The sequence below is a fragment of the Paenibacillus sp. sgz302191 genome (genome assembly GCF_057749925.1).
On the sequence record NZ_JBYLHY010000013.1, the window covers coordinates 70,877 to 93,532 of the forward strand.

The 22,656-nt window shown below is 56.4% G+C and carries 18 protein-coding genes; 13 read left to right on the top strand and 5 right to left on the bottom strand.

The window, feature by feature from the left end; genetic code table 11:
* The first annotated feature begins 15 nt into the window (after positions 1 to 15).
* The 6 genes from AC3G2T_RS19485 (at position 16) to AC3G2T_RS19510 (ending at position 11,286) form a co-directional block, all read left to right on the top strand.
* A complete protein-coding gene (locus AC3G2T_RS19485) occupies positions 16 to 1,269 on the top strand; it encodes an amidohydrolase family protein (protein ID WP_488436596.1) in 1,254 nt (417 codons plus the stop codon).
* Between the two features lie 106 nt (positions 1,270 to 1,375).
* Complete coding sequence (locus AC3G2T_RS19490) at positions 1,376 to 2,008, top strand: hypothetical protein (RefSeq protein ID WP_488436597.1); 633 nt, start codon at positions 1,376 to 1,378, stop codon at positions 2,006 to 2,008.
* 35 nt (positions 2,009 to 2,043) lie between these two features.
* Positions 2,044 to 2,355, top strand: a complete 312-nt coding sequence (locus AC3G2T_RS19495; RefSeq protein ID WP_488436598.1) for a hypothetical protein — start codon at positions 2,044 to 2,046, stop codon at positions 2,353 to 2,355.
* Positions 2,356 to 3,266: 911 nt separating this feature from the next.
* A complete protein-coding gene (locus tag AC3G2T_RS19500; protein WP_488436599.1) occupies positions 3,267 to 5,246 on the top strand; it encodes an efflux RND transporter periplasmic adaptor subunit in 1,980 nt (659 codons plus the stop codon).
* Positions 5,243 to 8,395, top strand: a complete 3,153-nt coding sequence (locus AC3G2T_RS19505; RefSeq protein WP_488436600.1) for an efflux RND transporter permease subunit — start codon at positions 5,243 to 5,245, stop codon at positions 8,393 to 8,395. The genes AC3G2T_RS19500 and AC3G2T_RS19505 overlap by 4 nt, the downstream gene beginning before the upstream one ends.
* A gap of 26 nt (positions 8,396 to 8,421) precedes the next feature.
* The gene (locus tag AC3G2T_RS19510) at positions 8,422 to 11,286 is read left to right on the top strand and encodes an RCC1 domain-containing protein (RefSeq protein WP_488436601.1); all 2,865 of its coding nucleotides are present in this window, start codon (positions 8,422 to 8,424) and stop codon (positions 11,284 to 11,286) included.
* 493 nt (positions 11,287 to 11,779) lie between these two features.
* Here AC3G2T_RS19510 and AC3G2T_RS19515 read toward each other — a convergent pair whose 3' ends face one another.
* Entirely contained in the window at positions 11,780 to 11,959 is a 180-nt protein-coding gene (locus tag AC3G2T_RS19515) for a hypothetical protein (RefSeq protein ID WP_488436602.1), read from the bottom strand.
* A 685-nt stretch (positions 11,960 to 12,644) separates the two neighbouring features.
* On the opposite strand from AC3G2T_RS19515, the gene AC3G2T_RS19520 reads away from it, so the two are divergent.
* The 3 genes from AC3G2T_RS19520 (at position 12,645) to AC3G2T_RS19530 (ending at position 14,618) form a co-directional block, all read left to right on the top strand.
* Positions 12,645 to 13,283, top strand: a complete 639-nt coding sequence (locus AC3G2T_RS19520) for an ABC transporter ATP-binding protein (RefSeq protein ID WP_488436673.1) — start codon at positions 12,645 to 12,647, stop codon at positions 13,281 to 13,283.
* The gene (locus AC3G2T_RS19525) at positions 13,271 to 14,026 is read left to right on the top strand and encodes an ABC transporter permease (protein ID WP_474681644.1); all 756 of its coding nucleotides are present in this window, start codon (positions 13,271 to 13,273) and stop codon (positions 14,024 to 14,026) included. Before AC3G2T_RS19520 ends, AC3G2T_RS19525 begins: the two co-directional genes overlap by 13 nt.
* A gap of 82 nt (positions 14,027 to 14,108) precedes the next feature.
* The gene (locus tag AC3G2T_RS19530) at positions 14,109 to 14,618 is read left to right on the top strand and encodes a GNAT family N-acetyltransferase (RefSeq protein WP_474681643.1); all 510 of its coding nucleotides are present in this window, start codon (positions 14,109 to 14,111) and stop codon (positions 14,616 to 14,618) included.
* Positions 14,619 to 14,714: 96 nt separating this feature from the next.
* Here AC3G2T_RS19530 and AC3G2T_RS19535 read toward each other — a convergent pair whose 3' ends face one another.
* Positions 14,715 to 15,479: a sulfite exporter TauE/SafE family protein gene (locus tag AC3G2T_RS19535; protein ID WP_474681642.1), complete on the bottom strand. Its 765-nt coding sequence runs from the start codon at positions 15,477 to 15,479 to the stop codon at positions 14,715 to 14,717.
* Between the two features lie 179 nt (positions 15,480 to 15,658).
* Here AC3G2T_RS19535 and AC3G2T_RS19540 point away from each other — a divergent pair, with 179 nt between their 5' ends.
* On the top strand, positions 15,659 to 16,981 hold the full coding sequence (locus tag AC3G2T_RS19540) for an MFS transporter (protein ID WP_474681641.1): 1,323 nt from the start codon (positions 15,659 to 15,661) through the stop codon (positions 16,979 to 16,981).
* Positions 16,982 to 17,466: 485 nt separating this feature from the next.
* Here the strand turns inward: AC3G2T_RS19540 and AC3G2T_RS19545 are convergent, their stop codons facing one another.
* From AC3G2T_RS19545 to trpB, 3 genes are all read right to left on the bottom strand, one after another.
* Positions 17,467 to 17,637, bottom strand: coding sequence for a hypothetical protein (locus tag AC3G2T_RS19545; RefSeq protein ID WP_474681640.1), 171 nt, complete (start codon positions 17,635 to 17,637; stop codon positions 17,467 to 17,469).
* 511 nt (positions 17,638 to 18,148) lie between these two features.
* Entirely contained in the window at positions 18,149 to 18,964 is an 816-nt protein-coding gene (trpA, locus tag AC3G2T_RS19550; protein WP_488436603.1) for a tryptophan synthase subunit alpha, read from the bottom strand.
* Positions 18,961 to 20,163 carry a tryptophan synthase subunit beta gene (trpB, locus tag AC3G2T_RS19555; protein ID WP_488436604.1) on the bottom strand — a complete coding sequence of 401 codons (1,203 nt, stop codon included), beginning with the start codon at positions 20,161 to 20,163 and terminating at the stop codon, positions 18,961 to 18,963. Before trpB ends, trpA begins: the two co-directional genes overlap by 4 nt.
* Positions 20,164 to 20,328: 165 nt before the next feature.
* On the opposite strand from trpB, the gene AC3G2T_RS19560 reads away from it, so the two are divergent.
* The 3 genes from AC3G2T_RS19560 to AC3G2T_RS19570 are packed head-to-tail and all read left to right on the top strand — an operon-like array spanning position 20,329 to position 22,429.
* Positions 20,329 to 21,288, top strand: coding sequence for a sugar-binding transcriptional regulator (locus tag AC3G2T_RS19560; RefSeq protein ID WP_474681637.1), 960 nt, complete (start codon positions 20,329 to 20,331; stop codon positions 21,286 to 21,288).
* 43 nt (positions 21,289 to 21,331) lie between these two features.
* Complete coding sequence (locus AC3G2T_RS19565) at positions 21,332 to 21,982, top strand: HAD family hydrolase (protein ID WP_474681636.1); 651 nt, start codon at positions 21,332 to 21,334, stop codon at positions 21,980 to 21,982.
* Positions 21,983 to 21,997: 15 nt separating this feature from the next.
* Positions 21,998 to 22,429, top strand: coding sequence for a GNAT family N-acetyltransferase (locus AC3G2T_RS19570; protein WP_474681635.1), 432 nt, complete (start codon positions 21,998 to 22,000; stop codon positions 22,427 to 22,429).
* Positions 22,430 to 22,656 lie beyond the last annotated feature (227 nt).

Consider the following 22,656-nt stretch of genomic DNA (forward strand, 5'->3'; position numbering starts at 1 on the left):
AGAGGATGATCGAGGGTGTATGAACTTGTATTTCGAAATGTCCGGCTGACCGGACCGGCAGACGCGCGATCGGTCGATCTGGGCGTGAGCGGCGGGAAACTCGCAGCCATCGGCGCGATTCCGCTGCAAAGCGGCCGGCGTGAAATTGACGGGAGCGGGCTTTTGGCGCTTCCTCCTTTTGTGGAGTCGCACATTCACCTGGACACGGTGCTGACTGCGGGAGAGCCGGCCTGGAACGAGACCGGCACGCTGTTCGAAGGCATCGGCCTCTGGCAGAAGCGCAAGCAATCGCTGACCCGCGAGGATGTGCTGCGGCGGGCGGAGGAGGTGCTTCGCCTGCAGATGGCTCACGGCATTCTCCATGTGCGGACGCAAGCCGACATATCGGACCCGGGGCTCGTCGCGCTGCGTGCGCTGCTGGAGCTGCGGGACCGCGTGAAGCCTTGGGTGAATCTGCAGGTAATCGCCTTCCCGCAGGACGGCCTTCGCGCCTGCCCGGACAATGAGCGCCGCCTGGAGGAGGCGCTTGCGCTCGGCGCCGACGGAGCGGGGGCGATCCCGCACCTGGAGCCTACGCGCGAGGAAGGGCTGGCTTCGCTGGACATCTGCTTTCGCCTCGCGCAGCAGTACGGCCGTTTCGTCCATGTGTTCTGCGACGAAATCGACGACGGCCAGTCGACCTTCCTGGAGGCGGTCGCACATATGGCCCTCCGCACGGGGCTTCGCGGCCGCGTGACGGCAAGCCATGCCAACGCCTCGGCCTACTATGGAGAGGCTTATTTTCAAAAGCTGCTCGGCCTGCTGGCGCGCTCCGGGATCAACGTCGTCTGCTGCCCGCTGATCAACAGCGCGATGCAGGGACGGTTCGACCGCTTCCCCAAAGGGCGCGGCATCGCGCGAATCAAAGAGATGCTGCAGGCCGGCGTGAACGTCAGCATCGCGCATGACGACATCCGCACGCCGTTTTATCCGCTCGGCAGCGGGAACATGCTGCAGGCCGCGCACATGGCAGCCCATCTTGCGCACATGACCGGCCGCGAGGAACTGGCCGAGCTTGTGCGCATGGTGACGCACCGCCCGGCGCAAGCTTTGCAATTGGACGGCTACGGGCTCGAGGAAGGCCGTCCGGCGGACTTCGTTCTGCTTCCGGCGGATGACGCGGCGGATCTTTTGCGGAGGCTGCCGGTGTGCCGGTATGTGGTCAGCAAGGGGCGGATCGTATCGGAAACGCTGCCTGCGCGGAACACTTTGTACGAGCCGTTTGGCTGAGGGTTCGGATGCATAAAAAGGAATGCTTTCTGCAAGCGCATAATTGAGGTACAATGTAAAAGAAGTATTTGTGCCAATTATGAATATGCAGGAGGCTACAATTGCAATGACCGAAAAAGATATCGAAACCCAAACGGACAATGAGCAAGAACAGCTTGATCCGGAACAGGAGCAGGCGCAGATCATTATGATCTGGTTCCAGCACATCCAAAAAGTATTGGCGGATTATTTCCAGGAATACGAAGTGGAAGGCCAGATCGGCAACAATCCCGCCTACGGCCCTATGCTGGCATATACGCTTAGCAAAGACGGAAAATCGTGCACCTGCGGTTTTTTCCTCAATGAAGTGATGAGAAATTTCCAGAACAATCCGAACGCCGTACTTTGGCTGACTTCGTTTTTTGTCGAATTGCTGCGCAGTCCGGAAAGCCATCCGCTGCCGGCGCCGCCGCAAACGGAAGACGAGGCGAAAGCTTTGTTTGATCAGCATATCGTGCCTTATTGCGCGAAAGCCGTTCGCGAGGAGTTTGCCGACCAAAAAGTGTACGTCGATCTTGAGCTCCATCCGGAGCACGGCCCCGTTCTTGAAACCGGGTTCGTCGCCGTGGATGAAGGGAACAACACCTGCGCGCTGCCGCTGCAATATTTGCTGACGCTGTATTTGCTGAACCGCGATCCGGCGGAGCCGATTATACAGGCGATGGACAAGCTTTACGAGGAAAACAATTTGGGCAAATAATTTCATTATTGACGGAAAAAGGACGCATTTCTTCTATGAAGAAACGTCCTTTTTTGGTTGTTTTGGCGGACGATGATGTTCGGCTGCCGGGCCGTGCAAAGAAAGCCTGCACACAAAGGTGCACAAAAGTGCACAAAGTGGGAGGCTTTTTCAGCGGAACCGGGCCTGTTTTAGGGAGAACGTGCGATTGTCAGGCTGCCCTGATACTCGCACGCCAGAGCCTGCTGCTCAATCTGCTTGTTTGTGCGGAGAAAACCTGCAAAAGTGCAGCTTTTTGCTCATTGAAACGCTGGCAACGAAAAATTCCTGCAAAAGTGCAGGCTTTCCGCCGCGAACATAGGCTCTGACTCATTTTAGCCGAAAATTCCTGCACAATTGCAGGCTTTTCGCCAAAATGAATCATTTTTACGGAAAAAGCCTGCACTTTCGCAGGTTTTCCCCTGCCAAGCCATGCTATGCCCCCACTTCAGCACCACAACCTATGCAGGAGAGGCGTGGGTTGGTGAAAAGCTGCCGCGTCCTTATGGTTCCTCTAACCGGTTACTTTATCTACAATCTGATTTCTTCACTCAGCTGGGAGCCTGGCGGGTGAACGCATTAGAAGGTATGTGTATGCAAAATGACGGATGCAATGCAATGCAGTGCAGTGTTAGCGGTAAGCAGCCTCCGCCCGCCAGACACCTAGGCAGATTATGCTGCCGCTCTGGTGTGTGGGTTTCTGGGGGGATCGCACAATTGTGGGAGTTACGGTGCTTAAAGCTGAATGTTTGGAGGCTTTCTGTCGCGCACAGCCCCCCAACACGCGGTGTTGCGCTGCAAGACGGCGGTCGTCGATCACGTGCACGTCGGCATAGTGACACCAGCTCTAGCGGGTTTTCGCATCGCGCACAGCCCCCCCCCAACGCGCGGTGTTGCGCTGCAAGACGGCGGTCGTCGATCACGTGCGCGTCGGCGTGGTGACCCTGTCACCAGCGGGTTTTGCACCGCGCACAGCCCCCGCGCATGGTTTGCCGTCACATGACTGCGGTCCGTCGAACCACCGGCAAGTTTCCAATGCCTCGCTCCACGACGATGAGTCGCCCCTCCAGCCCCCGATCGGGCAAAAAGCTTCCTCCTTTTTCACTCGTAAAGCGGCCAGTCGTATGATTTTACAATTAATTCATAGATGCATCACAGTTCTATCATAAATGTGCGCTATTTTGAGAGTAAAAGTGTTTGCCCATTTTATTTAAAAGATGTAGACGGAGGTTTCGATTTCATGAGGACGCTCAAAAGTATTTCTTTCATCGCAGTCATCACTGCGATAACCGTCACTGTGGCCGGCTGCAGCACTGCGGCCGATACTGCAAAAACAGGGGCAAACAACCGCTCAGGTACCCGCCAGATGACCGTGGAAACACAATCGGTCCAACTTTCCGACATTGGCGGAGGACAAGTATTTACAGGCTCTGTCACACCCGCATTTACGACGAACCTTTCTTCCAAAATAAGCGGACGGGTGACCTCGATGAAGGTGAATGTCGGGGATCATGTCCAGGTAGGCCAGGCTTTGGCGGAAATCGACACATCCACTTTGCGCCAGTCGCTGGAACAATCGCAGACCGATTACGCGGTGACGCAAGCCCAGTACAATAAGGCCGTCAGCGATCAGGCCAACTCTGTGGCAACCGCGCAAAAAGCGCTTGCCGTGCAGCAGGCCGCTTACGACAAAACGGTTAGCGACCAGAAAAACGCGGTAGCTCTGGCTCAAATTCAATTGAACAACGCGCTTGCCGCGCAGCAAAATACGGTGGAGAGCGCGAAGCAGGACGTAGCCGGAGCCCAGGCGAGCTTCAGCAAAGCCCAGGCCGATGCGAATACAGCGGTCACGGTCGCGCAGACGAATCTCAATTCGCAGCTGGACAGCTTATTGACGACGCAAAACAACAATATCGACACCTACACGCTTGCCGTGCAGCAGGCGGTCGTAGCTTATAACAACGCCGCGTCGGGCGGAGGCGATGCTTCTTCGGCGCTGGCCAAGCTGCAGAACGCACAGCTCCAGCTGCAGCAAGCGCAGCAGGCGCAGTACAAAGACACGCAAAGCGCGCAGCAGTCGCTGACCAGCTTGCAGAACGCGCTTCTTTCGGCGCAAAGCTCGCAGGCCGTACAGGTCGCGCAGGAATCGCTGAATTCCACGCTGGTGAAGCTGGCATCCGCGCAGGCGGCGGCTTCCGCCCAGATCGACCTGAGCAGGCAGCAGCTCGCTCAGAGCCAGTCGGGCCAGCAGACGGCGCTGAACAGTGCGGAAGCATCGCTCGATCAATCGAAGCAAAGCGTTCAGACGGCGGGATCTACGGACGGGCTGAAAGTCAGTGCATCACAGCTTGAGCAGGGGCAAACGAAAATTAAAGTGATCAGCGAGCAGCTTCAGGACGGCGTGCTGACGAGTCCGGTGGAAGGCGTCGTCACGTCCATCCTGACGCCTATCGGCCAAAACGCCGGGCAGTCCGCGGTTCTTTCGATCGCCGCAACCGATCCGGTCATCGCGACAGTGAATGTGTCCGAAGCGTCTATCGGCAAATTCAAGCCGGGCTTGTCGATGGCGGTTAAAGTGCCGACGCTGAACAAAAGCTTTGACGGCGAAGTGATGGTCATTCATCCTGCGATGGATGCGACGACCAAAACGTACCTTGTCGATATCAAGGTGAAAGACGATAACCACGAACTGCTGCCGGGCATGTTCGCCGAATCCTCTCTGAAAAGCGAAGGCAAGAAGTCGATCGTCGTGCCGGCCGATGCGGTTCTCAGCCAATCCAGCGGCAACGCGGTGTTTATCGTCAAAGACGGCAAGGCGAAAAAAGTGCTTGTCAAAGTCGGCGTGATGACCAGTTCTTCCTTTGAAATCACAAGCGGACTGAACGTAGGAGACGAGCTTGTCGTAAAAGGCCAGGAGCTGCTGTCCGACAACGTTCCGGTGCAGGTGGGCCAAGGCGCACAAGGCCAAGGCGGCGGGGCAGCCGGAGGCAAAGGGCAGGGCGGTCAAGGCCAAGGCGGCCAGGGTCAAGGCGGTCAAGGAAATAGAGGCCAAGGTCAAGGTCAGCGCGGCCAAGGTCAAGGTCAGGGTCAAAGCCAAGGCCAAGGGACGCAAGGCGAAAGCAAGTCTGGCGCCAAAGAAGGTGGAAGCGGCTCGGCCGACGCCAGTCCTAAGCCGGGCGGAGCGGATACGGGAGCTCAGAAAGCGGGGGCGGGACAGTGAAGTTAGCTAATTTCTCCGTACATCGTCCCGTCTCGATTTTCATGATCATGATTGCGCTCGTCATTGTCGGAGGGATTGCGATTCCGCTTTTGCCAGTGGATCTGTATCCGAATTTGGAAATTCCTTCCGCAACGGTTTCCGTTTCCTGGAGCGGCGCATCCCCGGGACAGGTTGAACAGCAAATTACGAAGCCTATCGAAAATGCGATGGCGACCGTAACCGGGGTCACCAGCATCACCTCAAACTCGCGTACCGGTTCGGCCAACGTAACGCTGGAATTCAACTACGGCACGAATATCGACCAAGCGACGTTAACGATGCGCGACAAGCTGGACAGGGTGCGAAGGTCACTGCCGTCCGACGCCGATGCGCCCGTCGTCTCGCGGGTCGATCCGAACAGCTCGCCGATCATGACGCTGGCGCTATACGGCGACAAGGATCTGATCACCCTCCGCGACTTGGCCGACAATATCGTCAGCCCGGACGTCCAGCGCGCGGACGGCGTCGCTTCCGTCGGCGTGTCCGGGGGCCGGGTCAGACAGATTCAAATATTGGTCGATCCGAGCCGGCTGCAGCAGTACAACATTTCGTTCAGCACGTTAACATCGGCGCTCGGCAGCGACAACTCCTCGACGGACGCCGGTCTAGTGAACAAAGGCCAGCAACTGGTTCCTCTGCACATTGACGGGGATTTTAAATCGGTTGCCGATATCGGCAAAGTCCAGGTCCAGCTCGGCAAAGGGCAGACGATTGCGCTCAGCGAGCTGGGACAAATTATCGATACGTACCAGGACGTTACGCTGGAAGCGAGAAAAGACGGCCAGGCGAGCGTCAGTCTGTCGGTTTTGAAGCAATCGGACGGCAATACGGTTTCGGTATCGGACAACATTCAGAAATCGCTGAAAGACATTCAATCCAAGCTCCCCGACGGCGTGAAAATCGCGGTGCTGAGCGATCAGTCGAAATTCATCCGGCAATCGCTCAACACGGTTGTGGAGCATACGCTCATGGGCGGCGTTTTCTCGGTCATTATTTTGCTTTTATTTTTGCGCAGCATCAGAGCGACCCTGATTATCGGAATGGTTATCCCGATTTCGATTATCAGTACGTTCTCGATGATGTATTTCGGACATCAGACGATCAATACGATCACTTTGGGAGGTCTCGCCTTGGGGCTCGGCTCCCTGGTCGACTTTGCCGTCGTCGTGCTGGAAAGCATTTTCCGCAAAAGGCACGAAGGCTTGTCGCCGGAGGAAGCGGCCAAAGTGGGCACCGCCGAAGTGGGCACCGCCGTAATGGCTTCGGCGCTGGCGCAAATTGCCGTATTCCTGCCGACGGCGTTTATCGACGGGCTGGTCAAGCAATTTTTCTGGCCGATGGCGCTGACAGTTTGTTTCTCCCACATTGCGGCATGGTTTGCCGCCGTTACACTCGTTCCGATGCTAGCGGCCAAATTTTTGCGCGGCAAAGTGGACGAGGAGCTTCCCGAAGGCAGATCGGCGAACCCGATGGTTTGGTTCGGGCGTTTTGTGAACCGTTTGACCAGCGGCTACAGCCGGCTGCTGCGCTGGTCGATGCTGCACCGCTGGATCATTATTCTCGTCACCGTCGTACTGTTCGGCGGCAGCGTGTATGCAACCCGGTTCGTAGGCAGCGAGCTGACGCCGAAGACGGATCAGGGACAAGTTAACCTGAATGTGAACATGCCGCAGGGCACGGCTTTTGATGTGACGAACAAAGTTGCGGCAACGCTGGAGGACCGGCTCAAGTCCGTTCCCGAGATCGATTCGGTGTTTACTTCGGTCGGTTCGTCGGGCGGCGGCGCATTCCAGTCGTCGGCGACGAACTCGGCGAGCATCCAAATTGCGCTGAAGCCGCTCAGCGAGCGGAAAAAAAGCACCGACCAGGTAGCGGAGCAAATCCGCGGGCTGACTACAGGTTTCGCGGGCGCGCAAATTAACGTCAGCGTTCCTTCCGGAGTGCGTCTTCCCGGACTGGGAGGCGGCGGCAACTTTGGCGGCGGAGATATCCAGGTGAACCTCTCGGGGCCGGACCTCGCCATTTTGCAAAAGCTGGGCGATCTCGTCGTGGAGGAAATCAGCTCCGTGGACGGCACGCGGAACGTACAAAATACGCTGGACCGCTCCATTCCGCAGTTCAATCTGACGGTTGACCGCGATGCCGCGGCACATTACGGGGTTTCCTTGCAAAGCGTTATGACGGCTCTGCGCACGGCTTATCAAGGCAGCGTGGCGACGCAGTTCAAGACAGCCAGCTCGCAGATTTCGGTTTTGGTGAAGTATCCGAACGATTTTACGAATAAATTGGAAAATTTCAACAATATTACCATCACTACGTCTTCCGGCGCTATCATTCCCGTAAGCCAGATCGCCAAGGTAGAGCCGGGCACAGGGCCTGCGCAAATTCGCCGTCAGGATCAAAACCGGGTCGCGACGATTCAGGCTTCCGTCTTCGGCGCTTCGGTCGGGGATGTCTCTGCGAAAGTGCAGGCTAAAATCGACTCGATTCAGCCTCCGGACGGCTATCAGGTGAAAATGGGCGGCCAGCAGACGAGCCAGGCTTCATCGTTTAAAAGCTTGTATCTCGTATTGATCCTGTCCGTAGTGCTCGTCTACATGGTTATGGCCAGCCAGTTCGAATCGCTGTACGGCCCGTTCATCATCATGTTCTCGTTGCCGCCGACGTTTGTCGGAGCGATACTGGGACTGCTCGTTACGCATCGAACGATCAATATGAACTCGATTATCGGGATGATCATGCTGATCGGTATCGTCGTCAACAACGCGATCGTGCTGATCGATTATACGAACCAGCTGCGCAAGAAGGGAATGCCTTTGTTCGATGCTCTTATTGAAGCGGGCAAAATAAGGCTGCGTCCTATTTTGATGACGACCGCGACGACCGTACTGGCTATGGCGCCGCTGGTCATCGGCTTCGGCGAAGGCGCGGAAACGCAAGCTTCGATGGCGACCGTAGTCGCATTCGGATTGACATTATCGACGCTTGTTACTTTGGTGCTCGTTCCGGTTATGTATACATTGCTCGACGGCTGGATGGAAGGCATTAAAAAGAAATTCAAAAGAACCCCGGCCAAGTTGCGCGATTCGGGGGAACCGGCATCGTCTTGACGACAATTAGCTTAAGGAGAAGGACCATGAAAACAGGAAAACGTAGCATTTCATTGTGGCTGTGCCTGATGCTTTTGGTCAGTGCGGCCGGCGGCTTTCCCCTGAAAGTTTCGGCGGACGAAGCCGCCGCCGCTGCAGGCGGAACCGACAGTACGCCGGCGGTTGTCACGCAGATTGCCGGCGGTAAAGGGTTTACGGTTCTGTTAAAGCAGGACGGGACCGTGTGGACATTAGGTGACAACTTGCGCGGGAAGCTTGGCGGCGGTCTGGAAGGCCGTAAAAATCCGGCTCCCGTGAACGGCTTGACGGACGTCACGGCGATCGCAGCCGGACAGTCGCATACGTTGGCGTTGAAAAAAGACGGCACGGTGTGGGCGTGGGGTCAAAATACGTACGGCCAGCTCGGCAACGGCACGAATGTAGACCAGAACACGCCGGTGCAAATTGCCGGACTACAGCATATTACCGCGATTTCGGCGGGCAACTTTCATTCCGTCGCGCTGCAGGACGATGGCACGGTGTGGACGTGGGGCGACAATACGTACGGCCAGTTGGGCGATTCGACGACCGATTCCAAAAATAAGCCCGTACACATTCAAGGCAATATGACGGGTATCAAGTCGATCGCGAGCGGAGCCTATCACAACCTGGCTATCGACGGCGACGGCGTCGTGTGGGGTTGGGGAGACAATTATTTCGGGGAACTCGGTTACGGTTACGACCAGAACCACCTCAGCACCCCGATCATGGCGACAAGCCAATCCTGGAAAATTACGCAAATCGCCGCAGGTCTCGATTTTTCCCTGGCGGTTAAGGACGACGGGACGCTGCTGACCTGGGGGCTGATGAGCAAAAAAACGAATGCGGTCGTGTATTCCCACGGCAACTCCATCAATTATGACGAGCACAAAATTCCGGTGCTGGTCAACGGCATCCAGGATGTCACGCAAATTTTGGCAGGCACTTCTTTTGCCGCGGCGCTGACCAAAGACGGGACCATGTATACTTGGGGAGACAACAGCGCCGGCCAGCTTGGCACGGGAACCGACGCCGACGGAAAGACCTGGGACCGCACTTTGCCTAATCCCGTGAACGGGATTTCCGATATCGCGCGGATCGGCGTAGGGCCGAATTTCACTTTTGCCATAAGCAAAGACAACAAAGTGACGGCTTGGGGGAACAACAGCTACGGCCAACTGGGCGACGGAACGAACAATAATCAGCCATCTCCGATCGCTACGAACTTGGCCGAAGCGTTAAACCCGGTCATCGCCAAGCCCGGAGAAGGCCCGGTGCTCATTCATAAGCCGCGGTCGTCTCTGCTGGCCGCCGGCGACAGCGATACGTTCGCGATACAAAACAACAGCCTGTACGGCTGGGGTACAAATACGTACGGCCAGTTGGGCAGCGGGACGAACGATTCGTCGCAATCCGCGCAGCATATCGCGCTGCAGGATGCCGTTTCCGTCTCGGCCGGCAATTCCCACACGCTGGCGGTGAAGGCGGACGGGACGCTGTGGAGCTGGGGGCAAAATTATTTCGGCCAGTTGGGCGACGGGACAACGGCGAACCGGAACGCGCCGGCGCAGGTTAGCTCCCTGAGCGGGGTCGTTGCGGCGGCGGCGGGAAGCAATCACTCCATTGCTCTGCTCGGCAACGGGACGGTATGGAGCTTCGGCGACAATACGTACGGCCAGCTTGGGCATGATGCGTCCGCCGCGCCGGCCGCAGTCTCTTCGCTGACCGATATCGTTGCCATCGCCGCGGGCGCGAACTTCAACCTGGCGCTCCAAAACAGCGGTACGATTTGGAGCTGGGGAGACAACACGAACGGTCAACTGGGTGACGGAACGTTCGTCGGCAAGCAGCAGCCGGTGCAAATTACCGGCGTCACCGGCGTCGTCGCGATAGCGGTAGGCAAAAACCACGCGCTCGCGCTGAAAAACGACGGCACCGTATGGGCATGGGGCTACGATGCTTTCGGCCAATTGGGCGACGGCGGTTCGACCAATCAAAATAAGCCGGTTCAGGTTGCGAAGCTGAACCATGCGATAGCCATTGCGGCCGGCGCGTACCACAGCCTGGCGATCAACCAGGACGGCAGCGTCTGGTCCTGGGGCCAAAACAGCTTCGGCCAGCTGGGCGACGGCACGACAAGCAACCGCAGCGAACCCGTGCAGGCCAAAGGAATTGCCGCAGCTTCCGCGATTGCGGGCGGCGGCGGCCACAGCGCGGCGCTGCTGAAAGACGGGTCCGTCTGGACCTGGGGCGGCAATTATTCCGGTCAGTTGGGCGACGGCACGCGGACGAATCGCAGCGCGCCGAATGTCGTTACAGGCCTGACGTCCGCAACATTTAACGATATCGCCGGCCATTGGGCGGAAAAAGAAATTTTGGCCGCGGCCGCAAAAGGCTACGTCGACGGTTACGCCGACGGCAGCTTCGGGCCTGACCGCACCGTCACGAGAGCGGAGTTTCTCAAGCTTGAGGCGGGGGCGCTGCAAGTGACGGCGGCGAACGCCGCCGCAGGTTCGGCCTGGTATCAGCCTTATGTCGATGCGGCGCAAAAATCCGGCCTGCTCCAGGGCGGCGATTTGCAAGCCGGCTGGGACCAGCCGATTACCCGCCGGGAAATCGCAACGCTTGCCGACCGTGCCATCGTAGCGGAATGGCAAAAGCCGAACACGGGCCTGCAGAGCAAAGAAGCGATGCTCAAGGCCGTGCAAACGGGCATTCTGCAAGGGCTTGACAACGGGGACCTCGCTCCTGATGCCGCGACGACGCGGGCGCAAGCCGTGATCGTGCTGGAGCGCATCCAGGCAGTCAAGCAGGGAACGACGCTTCCGACGGACGCTGCTGCGATCAAGCAGGCTGAAGCGGCGGCGAATTGAATATGAAAAAGCCATGAATCGGCCGGTTCCAACCGCCGAATCATGGTTTTTTTGCTTGATATAGGGGCCCTGGGAGAGAGAGGCTCCCTTAAAACGGTGCAGCCGTTCTTGAACGGCTTTGGGAGGGCGCAAACCTTGCCCAGAAACCCGCACGGCTGAGCCGGTCGCGCAATTTGCCTGGTTGCGCGAAGAAAACCTGCGAAGCCCGGATCTCGTAGGCTAGAGGCGGCTACAGCTTGACCATGCGGAGAAAAGCCTACAAAAGTGCAGTTTTTTGCGCGGTGATACGCTGTCCACGACAAATTCCTGCAAATGTGCAGGCTTTTCGCCGCGAACGGGGGCTCAGATGCATTTTCATCGAAAATTCCTGCACAATCGCAGGCTTTTCGCCATAATGAGGTACTTTCATGAAAAAAGCCTGCACTTTCGCAGGTTTTCTGCCTGGTTGCGCAAAGAAAACCTGCGAAGCCCGGATCTCGTAGGTTAGAGGCGGCTACAGCTTGGCCATGCGGAGAAAAGCCTGCAAAAGTGCAGTTTTTTGCGCGGTGATACGCTGTCCATGACAAATTCCTGCAAATGTACAGGCTTTTCGCCGCGAACAGGGGCTCAGATGCATTTTCATCGAAAATTCCTGCACAATCGCAGGCTTTTCACCAAAATGAGGTGCTTTCATGAAAAAAGCCTGCACTTTCGCAGGTTTTCCCCTGCCAAGCCCCTTGTCCCTACCACTTCAACGCTGCAACCCGTACAGGAGAGCCGTGGGTTGGGGAAGAGCGGTTGTGCCCCCTGATTTTTGCAAGTTTTTCTGCACATTAGCCCCCTTTGTCGTGCTCCGAGGCACCTCAGAGAATGAAAACTATCGCCGTGAGCGGTAATACGATTAACGCGACAAGCTCCTCGGCACCGCGGAGAATGAAAAGGCGTGGTCGATCGACCGCCGTCATGCGGCGCAGCACCGCGCGCTGGGAGATGCGTGCAATCACGCGTCCGGCGAGGAAGGTCGCGCTCTCTATGGTGCCGCGACCCTAGCCGTCTGGCCGACTCCGTTTTTTTGCTCGTAACGTCCGGTTACCCAGAAATGTAGGCAGCCGGGCTATCTCTTTTTTTCATCGGTGCTGACTATCGACGTATGAAACGCTATCGCTAAACCGCGGCCGCTCATTTTTGGACGATCTTCATCGGTGCTGACGTTCTTTTGCTGCATGATGCGTGCATGCTATGATATAGTTTAAATATTATTCCATTTATCTCAGTAAGCGGAGGACAATCACCTGCAACCGATTTTTGTTATCGACCGACTGCAAAAAAATCATCCGAGCGGAGGGACGACTCCGCTTTTTGCTTCCATTTCGTCCGTCATTGAGCGCGGCGACCGCATTGCGATACAGGGCCCTTCGGGGCAAGGCAAAAGCACCTTGCTTCGCGTGCTGGCAAGATTGGAGCCGGCGGACGGCGGCACGCTTGTTTTGCACGGCCAGCCGGCGGACAGATGGAGCCCGAACGACTGGCGCAAAAAAGTTTGCTACGTTCCGCAAATGCCTGTTATGCTGCCGGCTACGGTCGAAGACAATTTGGCCGTCGTCAGCAGGCTGCATCAGCGCGAATTCGACCGGAAGCTTGCCCGGCGATTGATGGAACAGGCCGGACTCGCGGAGCTGGACTGGACGGCCCATGCGGCCGATTTGTCCGGCGGGCAAAAGCAGCGGCTGCAGCTCATTCGCTCTTTGCTGCTGCGCCCCGACTTCCTGCTGCTCGATGAAGCGACTTCGGCGCTGGACGCGCAGAGCAAGCATGCCGTAGAAGCCATGCTGCTCCAATGGAACGAGCAGGAGGGGGCGGCTTTCGCCTGGGTCACGCACGACGAGGAACAGGCGCGAAGCATAAGCAACCGTTCCTGGCTCCTGGCCGACGGCACAATTGCGGACATTCTCCCGGATGACGGCGTTGCAAGCGCCGATCCGGCTGCCCGGAGGGGGGACGAGCCATGTCCACAATAGCTTTAGGCTTTACGCTCACTTTTGTAGCCATTACAATCGCGCTATCCAGATGGCAAAAGCTCGGCCTGGAAAAAGACATCGCCTGGGGCGCGATTCGCGGCGCTCTGCAGCTGCTTTTTATCGGATACGTGCTGCACTTCGTTTTCCAATCGAACAACATCCTGCTGAACCTGCTGATCATTGCCGTCATGATTGCCATCGCATCGCATAACGCTGGCACCCGCGGCAAAGGGCTGAAGGGCGTCCGCCTGCGGATCGCTATCGCCATCGTCGCGACGGAGACGTTGACTATGGCGCTCATGCTGGGACTGCATATTATTCAACCGACATCCCAATACATCATCCCGATCAGCGGTATGACGGTCGGCAATGCGATGGTCGTATGCGGGCTGTTCCTGAATCATTTGAAGCGGGAAGTGGATTCGTCGCGGGGCGAAATCGAGGCGCTGCTGGCGCTCGGCGCGACGGTCAGGCAAGCGATTCAAAGATCGCTGCGCCGGGCTGTCAAATCGAGCATGATACCTACGATTGACGGTATGAAAACGATCGGCCTCGTGCAGCTGCCGGGCATGATGACCGGTATGATCGTCGCCGGCGCGAACCCTGTAGAAGCGGTGCGCTATCAAATTTTGATCATGCTCGCATTCAGCGCATCCGCGGCCATTACAAGCATTTTGCTGAGCATGCTTACGTACCGTTTGTGGTTTTCAAAAGAAATGGCGCTGATCGCCGACCGGAAATGAACTGACCGCCGCGCCGCCGCGCTAAAAAACTTCCGGCTTTGTTAAAGCGATCGGCCGGATTATCAGAGTGGAGGCATCTGTCATGAAAGTGTTGGAAACAGAGCGGCTGATTCTTCGTCATCAAACCATTGAAGATGCTGCTTTTATTTTTGAGCTTGTGAACGATCCTTCCTGGATCCGGAACATAGGCGATAGAGGCGTGAAAACTATCGATGACGCGCGGGATTATATTTTAAGAGCGGCTCTGGACATGTATGCCCGTCTGGGCTTCGGATTTTATTTGACGGAGCTGAAGAATGGAGGCATCCCGATCGGCATCTGCGGATTGGCGAAAAGGGATTTTATGGAAGACACGGACATTGGATTTGCGTTTCTTCCCAGGTTCTGGGGGAATGGATATGCCTTTGAGGCTGCTTCCGCAGTAATGGGTTATGCACAAAACGAATTAGGCCTAAACCGCATTGTGGCAATTACGTCCGAAGATAATCATGCGTCGGCCAAACTATTGGAAAAGCTGGGGTTGCATTTTGAAGCCGTGATCCCCTATGCAGGTACAGGTGAAAAAGTCTGCTTATTTGCGATTCATGTCTAAAACGGACAGCGGACATCGTACAGCTAAAAAAACGACAAGCCGATTTTGTTAAAAGGGGCTTGTCGTTTTTCATGTTTATAAGAACCTCCGAACGGATTAAATCAGCTTCAATCCGCTGATCAGCACGAGACTGGCGATAATTGTGCGAAGCGCGGTCGTCGGCGCTTTGGCGGAAAGCATGCTGCCGACAATAACTCCCGGAATCGAACCGGCGAGCAGATTAAACACAAGCAAGTAATTGACGTTGCCCATGCTGGCGTGAAGCAGACCGGCAGTCGTCGCCAAAAAAAACGCGTGCGCGATGTCCGTGCCGACCAGAAGGGAAGTGTTCATACGGAAAAAATACAGCATTGCAATAGCATAAAGCGAGCCGGAGCCAATCGAAGTCAGCCCGACGATGAACCCGAACACGGCTCCAAGGGTGATGGTCAGTCCGCGTTTTTCTTCCAGCGGCTTTAGCTGCCAGCGGTTTTCTTTGATTTTATGGCCGAAAAATACTTTGAACAGCGTAGCTACAGCAACGAGAATAAGTACATATCCAAGCGCGTGCTTGATGATGACTTCCTGATTGTGGTAGTAAGACTGAAATACGTGCAAAGACGCTACTGCCACAATGACGCCGGGAATGCTGCCGTAAGCCAAATATTTGACGAGCCGAAAATCGATCGTTTTCTGCCGCCAGTGCTGGATCGTTCCGAAAAGCTTGGTGATGGAATTATAAAGCAGGTCCGTCCCTACCGCAATGGCAGGATTGACGTTGAACATGATCAAAATCGGGGTAAGCAGCGAAGCTCCTCCGACGCCGGTCAAACCAACCAAAAAACCAACCAATAATCCCATCAGTAAGATGCCTATAGTCATGTTATCATGTCCCCATTCGATATCCCACTAATCGCATTGGATTTATTTTATCTATCCACGCGCCGTTTGTAAAGAAAAATTTTATAACTAGTTACAGTATATTGATTATGTTATTATGGGTGAATGTCCATCTTTTGTAGTTATTTTTACAAATTTAAACATGCCGGAGGCTGCACCCAATGAAAAACCGGGTTATGGTTATGGTAAGCATCGTGCTTGCTATGCTCGTATCTTCGATGGATACGACCATTGCCAATACGACGATGCCGATTATCGTCAAAGAAATAGGCGGGGATGAATGGTTTGCATGGGCGTTTACTTCCTATATGATTTTTTCCACGGTGCTGGCCCCTGTCGCAGGCCGTTTGTCGGATTTGTTCGGGCGTAAAAAGATTTTAGCCGTAGGGATCGTCATCTTTTTGGCGGGCTCGGTATTATGCGGTTTCTCGCAGTCGATGCTGCAGCTTGTGCTGTTTCGGGCGATCCAGGGCGTTGGCGCCGGCATTATGACGCCGTTCCCCATGATTATCGCCGGGGATTTGTACACGGTTGAGCAGCGCGGCAAAGTTCAGGCGCTGTTTACCGGGATGTGGGGATTGTCGGCCGTGCTTGCGCCGTTATTGGGCACTTTTTTCGTTACCTATATGAGCTGGCGCTGGATATTTTACATCAATGTTCCTATTTGTATCGTCGCTCTGCTCACTCTGCTGCCCTACAAGGAAGTGTACCAGGCCAAACGTTCGCCGGTTGACTACGCCGGAGCGGTTCTGTTTGCGGCCGGCATCAGTCTGCTGCTGCTCACTACCGCCGTTCAGCATTTTGCCATTGTGTACGGCATCACGGGGCTCATTGTCATGGCTGTTTTTTATACATATGAGAAAAGGCAACAATCTCCGATCGTCCCGCTTCACTTGTTTCGCAACCGTCCCGTGGCGGTTATGATCGTCAGTTCGTTTATTTCCTGCGCGGCGTTGTTCGGAACTTCCAGCTACATTCCGCTGTTTTTGCAGAGGGAAGGCTATTCGCTGTTCGTCAGCGGAATCGCGCTGCTGGGCACTTCGATCGGATGGATGGTCATGGCCGTGCCCGCTGGAAAATGGGTGCTGCGCTTCGGTTACAAACGGCTGCTTGTCATCGGCAATTTGCTGCTCGTGGCAACGGGAGCGATGCTGTTTTTGATGAAAGAAGGAACTTCTTTCTACTATGTATTTGCAGCGATGACCTTGCTTGGCGCGGGGTACGGCATGTTATTCACGGTATCGACGATCGGCTCCCAGCAGTTGGTCGCCGCGCATGAGAAAGGGATTTCCACCTCTTTGCAGCTTTTTGCGCGAAATATCGGGACGGCGGTCAGCGTTACGATCATGGGCGCGATTCTTGCCAAAGCGGCGGGATTTTACAGCGGCATCCACGGGATGTTCCTTTTCGGCTTTATAGCCATCGTCGTCTCGCTGGCAATTCCTTTCGCCATGCGGACGACGGAGGTCGAAAGCGGCGGCTGATTCCGCGGCTTTTCCGACGCGTGCGCTGCCTCGCTGTACGGCGGCCTGCGCGCATCCCCGGCGAGCGGGAAATGACCGCATCGCTCCATCCGGCCTTGGAGACCCTCAGTCGCCAGATGCTTGCTCTCTGGCCATACGCCTAAAACTGCGGGACCTAGAAGTCCGGCGGACAGACTCCCAGACTGTTGAAACCCGCATACCGGGAAGCGGCACATCCGCGTGGTTGGGTGGAGATGGGCTGCAGAAGTCAGGCTGTCCAGAGCCCCCACACGCCAGAGCCGCTCGCACATTCTGCCTGGTTGGGTGGAGGTGGGCTGCAGAAGTCAGGCCGCCCAGAGCCCCACACGCCAGAGCTAGTCGCACAATCTGCTTGGCAGCGCGGAGAAGGGCTGCAAAAGTCAGGCTGTCTAGAGCCCCCGCACGCCAGAGCCGTTCGCACAATCTGTCGGTTACGTGATGAAAACCTGCAAAAGTGCAGTTTTTGCTCAATGGATGCGCCGGCCACGACAAATTCCTGCAATTGTACAGGCTTTTCGCCGCGAACATGGGTTCAGATGCATTTTCATCGAAAATTCCTGCACAATCGCAGGCTTTTCGCCCAAATGAGCCATTTTCAAAGAAAAAGCCTGCACTTTTGCAGGCTTTTTCTGTGCCACGCTGCCGTATCCCCTTCCCACTTGAGTTCCGCAACCCATGCAGGAGCGAAGGGGGGGTGGGGAAGAGCGGCTGTGCCCTGCTTACGCATGTTTTTCCTCTGCCACGCCGCCGTATCCCCCTTCCCACTTGAGTTCCGCATCCCATGCAGGAGCGAAGGGGGTTGGGGAAGAGCGGCTGAGCCCCGACTTTCGCAGGTTTATCGGCTGCCAAGCCGTTTCGCGAGTGGCTCTACCCGTGCATTCCACTGGCTTCCTTTTCGCATCCAAATAATGGTGGATTAAGGGGGCAAAGCTGGCTTGTCTGGACCGGCGATTTTGCAAAAGGACGAGGGGTTCCTGCAAATAAGCGATAGCGGACAAAGCAATTTGTGCCGCTGAAGGGTTTGCGACGGTTTCTTTGGCGCGTTAGCAGGAGTCGCGGAGCAAGCAAAATCCCCCAGTGGCAGCTCGTCCGCAGGGGGCAGAATAGGCTAAGCGCAAGGAAGGGGGACTATGCCCCCTTTCTTTGCGCTTATTTGGCTGCGCCGGTTAACCGCAGCACGAAATCTTTGACGTTGGCGAGGGCCTCCTTGCGGCTGGCCGGGTGCAGCCATGCATCGCCCTGCCGCTCAATCGCGTCGACGATGGCGCTGCCGACAATGACGCCGTCCGCATAACGGGAGACGGCTTCATACTGCTCGGGGCGGGAAATGCCGAACCCGACGGCGGCGGGCAAGCCGCCGGTCTGCTTGACGAGCTGCACGAACGACTCCAGCTCGGCGTGCAGCTCGGAACGCATTCCGGTGACGCCGATGGATGAGACGCAGTATATGAAACCTTTTGCACGCTCGGCGATTTGCTGCACTCGTTCTTTGGAGGTCAGCGCCGCCAAAGGAATGAGATGAATGCCGTATGATTCCGACACCGCCTGCGCTTGGCCGCTTTCTTCAAAAGGGAGATCGGGTATGATGATCCCGCTGATCCCGTGGTCGCGCATCATTCCAAATGCGGCGTCCAAACCCGTTTGCAGAACCGGGTTATAGTAGGTAAACAGCAAAAGCGGAACGGTCAGCCCCCGTTCCTTGGCCAATGCAGCACAAGCCGCAGCGTCGGCCAGCGTCACGTTGCCTGCGAGTGCCCTCTGCGAAGAGCGCTGAATGACCGGGCCGTCGGCCAACGGATCGGAGTACGGGATGCCGAGCTCGATCATACTGGCTCCGCCATCCTGCAGCGCCAGCAAAATGTCGACCGTTGCGTCCAGACTCGGATCGCCGACCGTGACGAATGGAATAAAAGCGGTGCGCCGTTCCTGGCGCAGCCGGGCAAAAGTCAAATCAATGGGATTCATTCCGGGTGTCCTCCTTGGTACTCAGCTATCGTTTCCACGTCTTTATCGCCTCGGCCGGACAAGCAGACGACCATGATATGGTCCCGGGGCAGCCCGGGCGCCAATTTCACCGCTTGCGCCACGGCGTGCGCGCTCTCCAGGGCGGGAATAATGCCCTCGGTGCGGCACAACAGCAACAGAGCCTCCAAAGCCTCCTGATCCGTAATGGAGCAGTACTGCACCCGGCCGCTTTCCTTCAAAAAAGCATGCTCGGGCCCTACTCCCGGGTAATCCAGCCCGGCGCTGATCGAATGCGCCTCTTTTACCTGACCGTGGCGGTCCTGGAGCACGTAGCTGTAAGACCCCTGGAACACGCCGGGGGTTCCTTTGGATAAAGTCGCGGCATGCGCCTCCGTTTCGAGGCCAAGGCCGCCGGCTTCCACACCGACAAGCGCGACGCCCGCATCATTGCGAAAAGGGTGGAACATGCCGATCGCATTGCTGCCGCCGCCGACGCAGGCGATGACGGTGTCCGGGAGCCGGCCCGCTTTTGCGGCAATTTGCGATTTCGTTTCTTCCCCGATGATTTTTTGAAATTCCCGCACCATCAGCGGATACGGATGCGGTCCCGCCGCAGTGCCGAAAAGCATGAACGTGTCCTCCACATTAGCGACCCAGTAACGCATCGTCTCATTGCCTGCATCCTTCAAAGTGCGGGAGCCGGATGTGACGGGCACAACTTCGGCGCCCAGCATTCGCATGCGGTGCACGTTCAGCTTTTGCCGCTTGATGTCCTCTTCCCCCATGAAAATTTTGCATTCGAGGCCGAGCAGCGCGCAGACGGTGGCGGTAGCGACGCCATGCTGGCCGGCACCTGTTTCCGCGACGATTTTTTTCTTGCCCATTTTTTTGGCGAGCAGCCCCTGACCGATCGTGTTGTTGATTTTGTGGGCTCCGGTGTGATTGAGATCCTCCCTTTTCAGGAAAATGCGCGCACCTCCAAGCTGCTTGCCAAGGCGCTCAGCCTCATAAAGAGGCGTAGGCCTGCCCGAGTAATCGTGCAGCAAATGCTGCATTTCCTGCACAAAATCCGGCTGCTCCGCGTAACGGTTGAAAGCCTGCTCCAGCTCGGTCAGCGCATGCATCAAAGTTTCCGGAACGTATTTGCCGCCGTATTCCCCGAATTTGCCGGGTGCCGCGATATTGCTTGTAATCGCCATTTTGATTCATCCTTTCTATTGGTTGGGGTGGATTTGTGTTGAGTATAAAACGGACTGAACATTAATTCAACGATGAACATTTGTTCAGGATAGAAAACGGAACCAGCAATGTGATAGCATGGGCGTATACCCTAAATTGCCACAATCGGAAGGAACGGTTCGGACATGGCGGACGAAAAAATGCGGCTTTGGGTCAAAGTCAGCACCTTGTATTACATAGACGGTCTGAATCAGCAGGACATAGCGGAAAGACTGGGCATTTCCCGGCCGCAGATCAGCCGGATGTTGAGCGCTGCGAAGGCGGAAGGAATCGTACAGATTACGATTAAAAACCCTTTTTCCGAAGAACAGCAAGTTGAAAAAGAACTGATCGAAGCTTTCGGCATCCACGATGCGCTTGTCGTTCACGTTCCGGGCGCGGACCGGCAGTTATTGGAGCTTCAATTGGCCAGATCCGGCGCAGTGCTGCTGGAAAACGGGCTGAAGGACGGGGACGTCGTAGGCGTGATGGCAGGCAAAACCATAGCCGCTGTTGCCGCTGAAATGCATTACTCGACGCAAAAGCACCTGCAGTTCGTGCCGATCATCGGCGGATGGGGAGCCGCGGGCGCAGACTGGCATGCGAATTCCAATGCGAGAACTTTGGGCGAAAAGCTGAAATCTCGCTACTGGCAGCTCAACGCGCCCGCAATCGTTGCGTCCGGCCAGGCGCGCGACGTGCTGCTTGGCGAGAGCGGGATTTCGCAGGTGCTGGAGCTTGCCGCCCGGGCGGACAGAGCGTTTGTCGGCATCGGGCAGGCAACCGCACAAGCGACGATCGTTCAATCGGGGCATATGGAGCGCAAAGAACTGGAGGAAGTCCGCGCTCTGGGGGCGGTCGCCAATATATGCACTTCTTTTATTAACGAGCGCGGGGAGGCGATCGCCTATCCGGGCGAATCGCGCATGATCGGATTGAGCGCCGCGCTGCTGCGGGGCATCCCGAACATCATCGCCGTGGCGCACGGCGCGGAGAAAGTCCAGGCGATCGCGGCAGCGCTGCGGGGCCGCTGGATCGACACCTTGATAACCGACATGACGACCGCGCAGCAGGTGCTGGACTGGCACCGGTCTCACCCGGTGTGAGACGGTTGAGATGCCTGTTCAGCGGAGATTATGGAGGAGAGCGATGAAGATCAAGGGCGCATGCAAAGGGATCATTTTCGATATGGACAACACCCTGCTCAAGTCCAGCATTGACTTTGCTGCGATGAAGCGGGAAATTGCCGGCTATTTGACGAGCCGGAACGTGCTTCCTGCGGACTTTCCCGTCGAGCGGCACACTTCATCGACGATCATCGAGCAGGCCGGAGAGCTTGGCATGACGGACGGCATGTACGAGGAAGTGATGCGGATTGCCTCACGTCATGAAACGGCCGGAATGGAGGGCGCCGGGCTTGAAGCGGGGGCCGCCGAGCTGCTGCTAGCGTTGCATGGCGGGTACGTCATGACGATCGTCACGAACAACTCCTTGGCGGCTGCGGTCAAAGCGCTGGAAACTACCGGCATTGCCCATTTGTTCGACCTCATTGTCGGCCGGGAACAGATGAAGGCCATGAAGCCGTCGCCTTCGGGTTTTATTTATGCCATGCGGCAATTTCCGCAGCTGTCGGCGGATGAATGGATAGCGGTCGGCGACTCATGGATTGACGCCAAAGCCGCCATGGATGCGAACGTTCCGTTTATCGGGTACAAGACCGACCGTCGGCAAATGGCAGACAAAGGAGTGCGGCCGGCGGCGGAAATTACCGACATCCGGCAGGTGCTGGATTACGTCTAAAAGGAGAAATAACAAATGCTGATAAATATCAAATCAAGATTGCAAGATAGCGAAATTCAGGAGCTCCTCGGCTACAGCACGTTTCCGGACCCGGATGCGTTGGAACAAGCGATAGAGTCTTACAAAACCGATGCGGAGCTGCAACTGTACGGATACGAGTCGGAGGGGTATTTGGTGGGGCTGATCGGCTTCCGCATGAGCGAGGACAACGAGCTGACGATCGTCCACCTTGCCGTTAAACCGGACAGCAGAGGAGCGGGCTTCGGACGCGGACAAATTCTTGAAGTGATTGAGCTTATGAAACCGGACCGAATCATTGCCGAAACGGACGAAGAGGCGGTTGAATTTTACAGAAGCATTGGATTCGTAATTGCCAGCCTTGGCGAAAAGTATCCTGGTGTGGAGCGCTTCATTTGCACGTACGATACGGAGGAAAACGAGGATTGAACTCCCCGCGTTGAAGATGCCCGGCTGCCGCATTGGCAGGCTTAACCGCCTCCAATTGCCCGGCCGGGAATTTTTTGTTTTCGGGCAGGATTTTTCCGTTTTGGTCAGAAGGAAATCGGGGATGGCGTCTTCTTACGGGGATGCCGCGACTTAGGAGTCTGTCCGATGAACTGAGTAGACCCGCCAGACTCCAAGACAAGCAAATTTGTTTTTCCAGATCAGGGCAG

Bases quoted from the DNA above. Each gene is read 5' to 3' on its own strand.
- AC3G2T_RS19490 (WP_488436597.1), top strand. From the start codon at position 1,376: ATGACCGAAAAAGATATCGAAACCCAAACGGACAATGAGCAAGAACAG.
- AC3G2T_RS19495 (WP_488436598.1), top strand. From the start codon at position 2,044: ATGAAGAAACGTCCTTTTTTGGTTGTTTTGGCGGACGATGATGTTCGG.
- AC3G2T_RS19500 (WP_488436599.1), top strand. From the start codon at position 3,267: ATGAGGACGCTCAAAAGTATTTCTTTCATCGCAGTCATCACTGCGATA.
- AC3G2T_RS19510 (WP_488436601.1), top strand. From the start codon at position 8,422: ATGAAAACAGGAAAACGTAGCATTTCATTGTGGCTGTGCCTGATGCTT.
- AC3G2T_RS19515 (WP_488436602.1), bottom strand. From the start codon at position 11,959: ATGAAAGCACCTCATTTTGGTGAAAAGCCTGCGATTGTGCAGGAATTT.
- AC3G2T_RS19525 (WP_474681644.1), top strand. From the start codon at position 13,271: ATGTCCACAATAGCTTTAGGCTTTACGCTCACTTTTGTAGCCATTACA.
- AC3G2T_RS19530 (WP_474681643.1), top strand. From the start codon at position 14,109: ATGAAAGTGTTGGAAACAGAGCGGCTGATTCTTCGTCATCAAACCATT.
- AC3G2T_RS19535 (WP_474681642.1), bottom strand. From the start codon at position 15,479: ATGACTATAGGCATCTTACTGATGGGATTATTGGTTGGTTTTTTGGTT.
- AC3G2T_RS19540 (WP_474681641.1), top strand. From the start codon at position 15,659: ATGAAAAACCGGGTTATGGTTATGGTAAGCATCGTGCTTGCTATGCTC.
- trpA (WP_488436603.1), bottom strand. From the start codon at position 18,964: ATGAATCCCATTGATTTGACTTTTGCCCGGCTGCGCCAGGAACGGCGC.
- trpB (WP_488436604.1), bottom strand. From the start codon at position 20,163: ATGGCGATTACAAGCAATATCGCGGCACCCGGCAAATTCGGGGAATAC.
- AC3G2T_RS19560 (WP_474681637.1), top strand. From the start codon at position 20,329: ATGGCGGACGAAAAAATGCGGCTTTGGGTCAAAGTCAGCACCTTGTAT.
- AC3G2T_RS19565 (WP_474681636.1), top strand. From the start codon at position 21,332: ATGAAGATCAAGGGCGCATGCAAAGGGATCATTTTCGATATGGACAAC.
- AC3G2T_RS19570 (WP_474681635.1), top strand. From the start codon at position 21,998: ATGCTGATAAATATCAAATCAAGATTGCAAGATAGCGAAATTCAGGAG.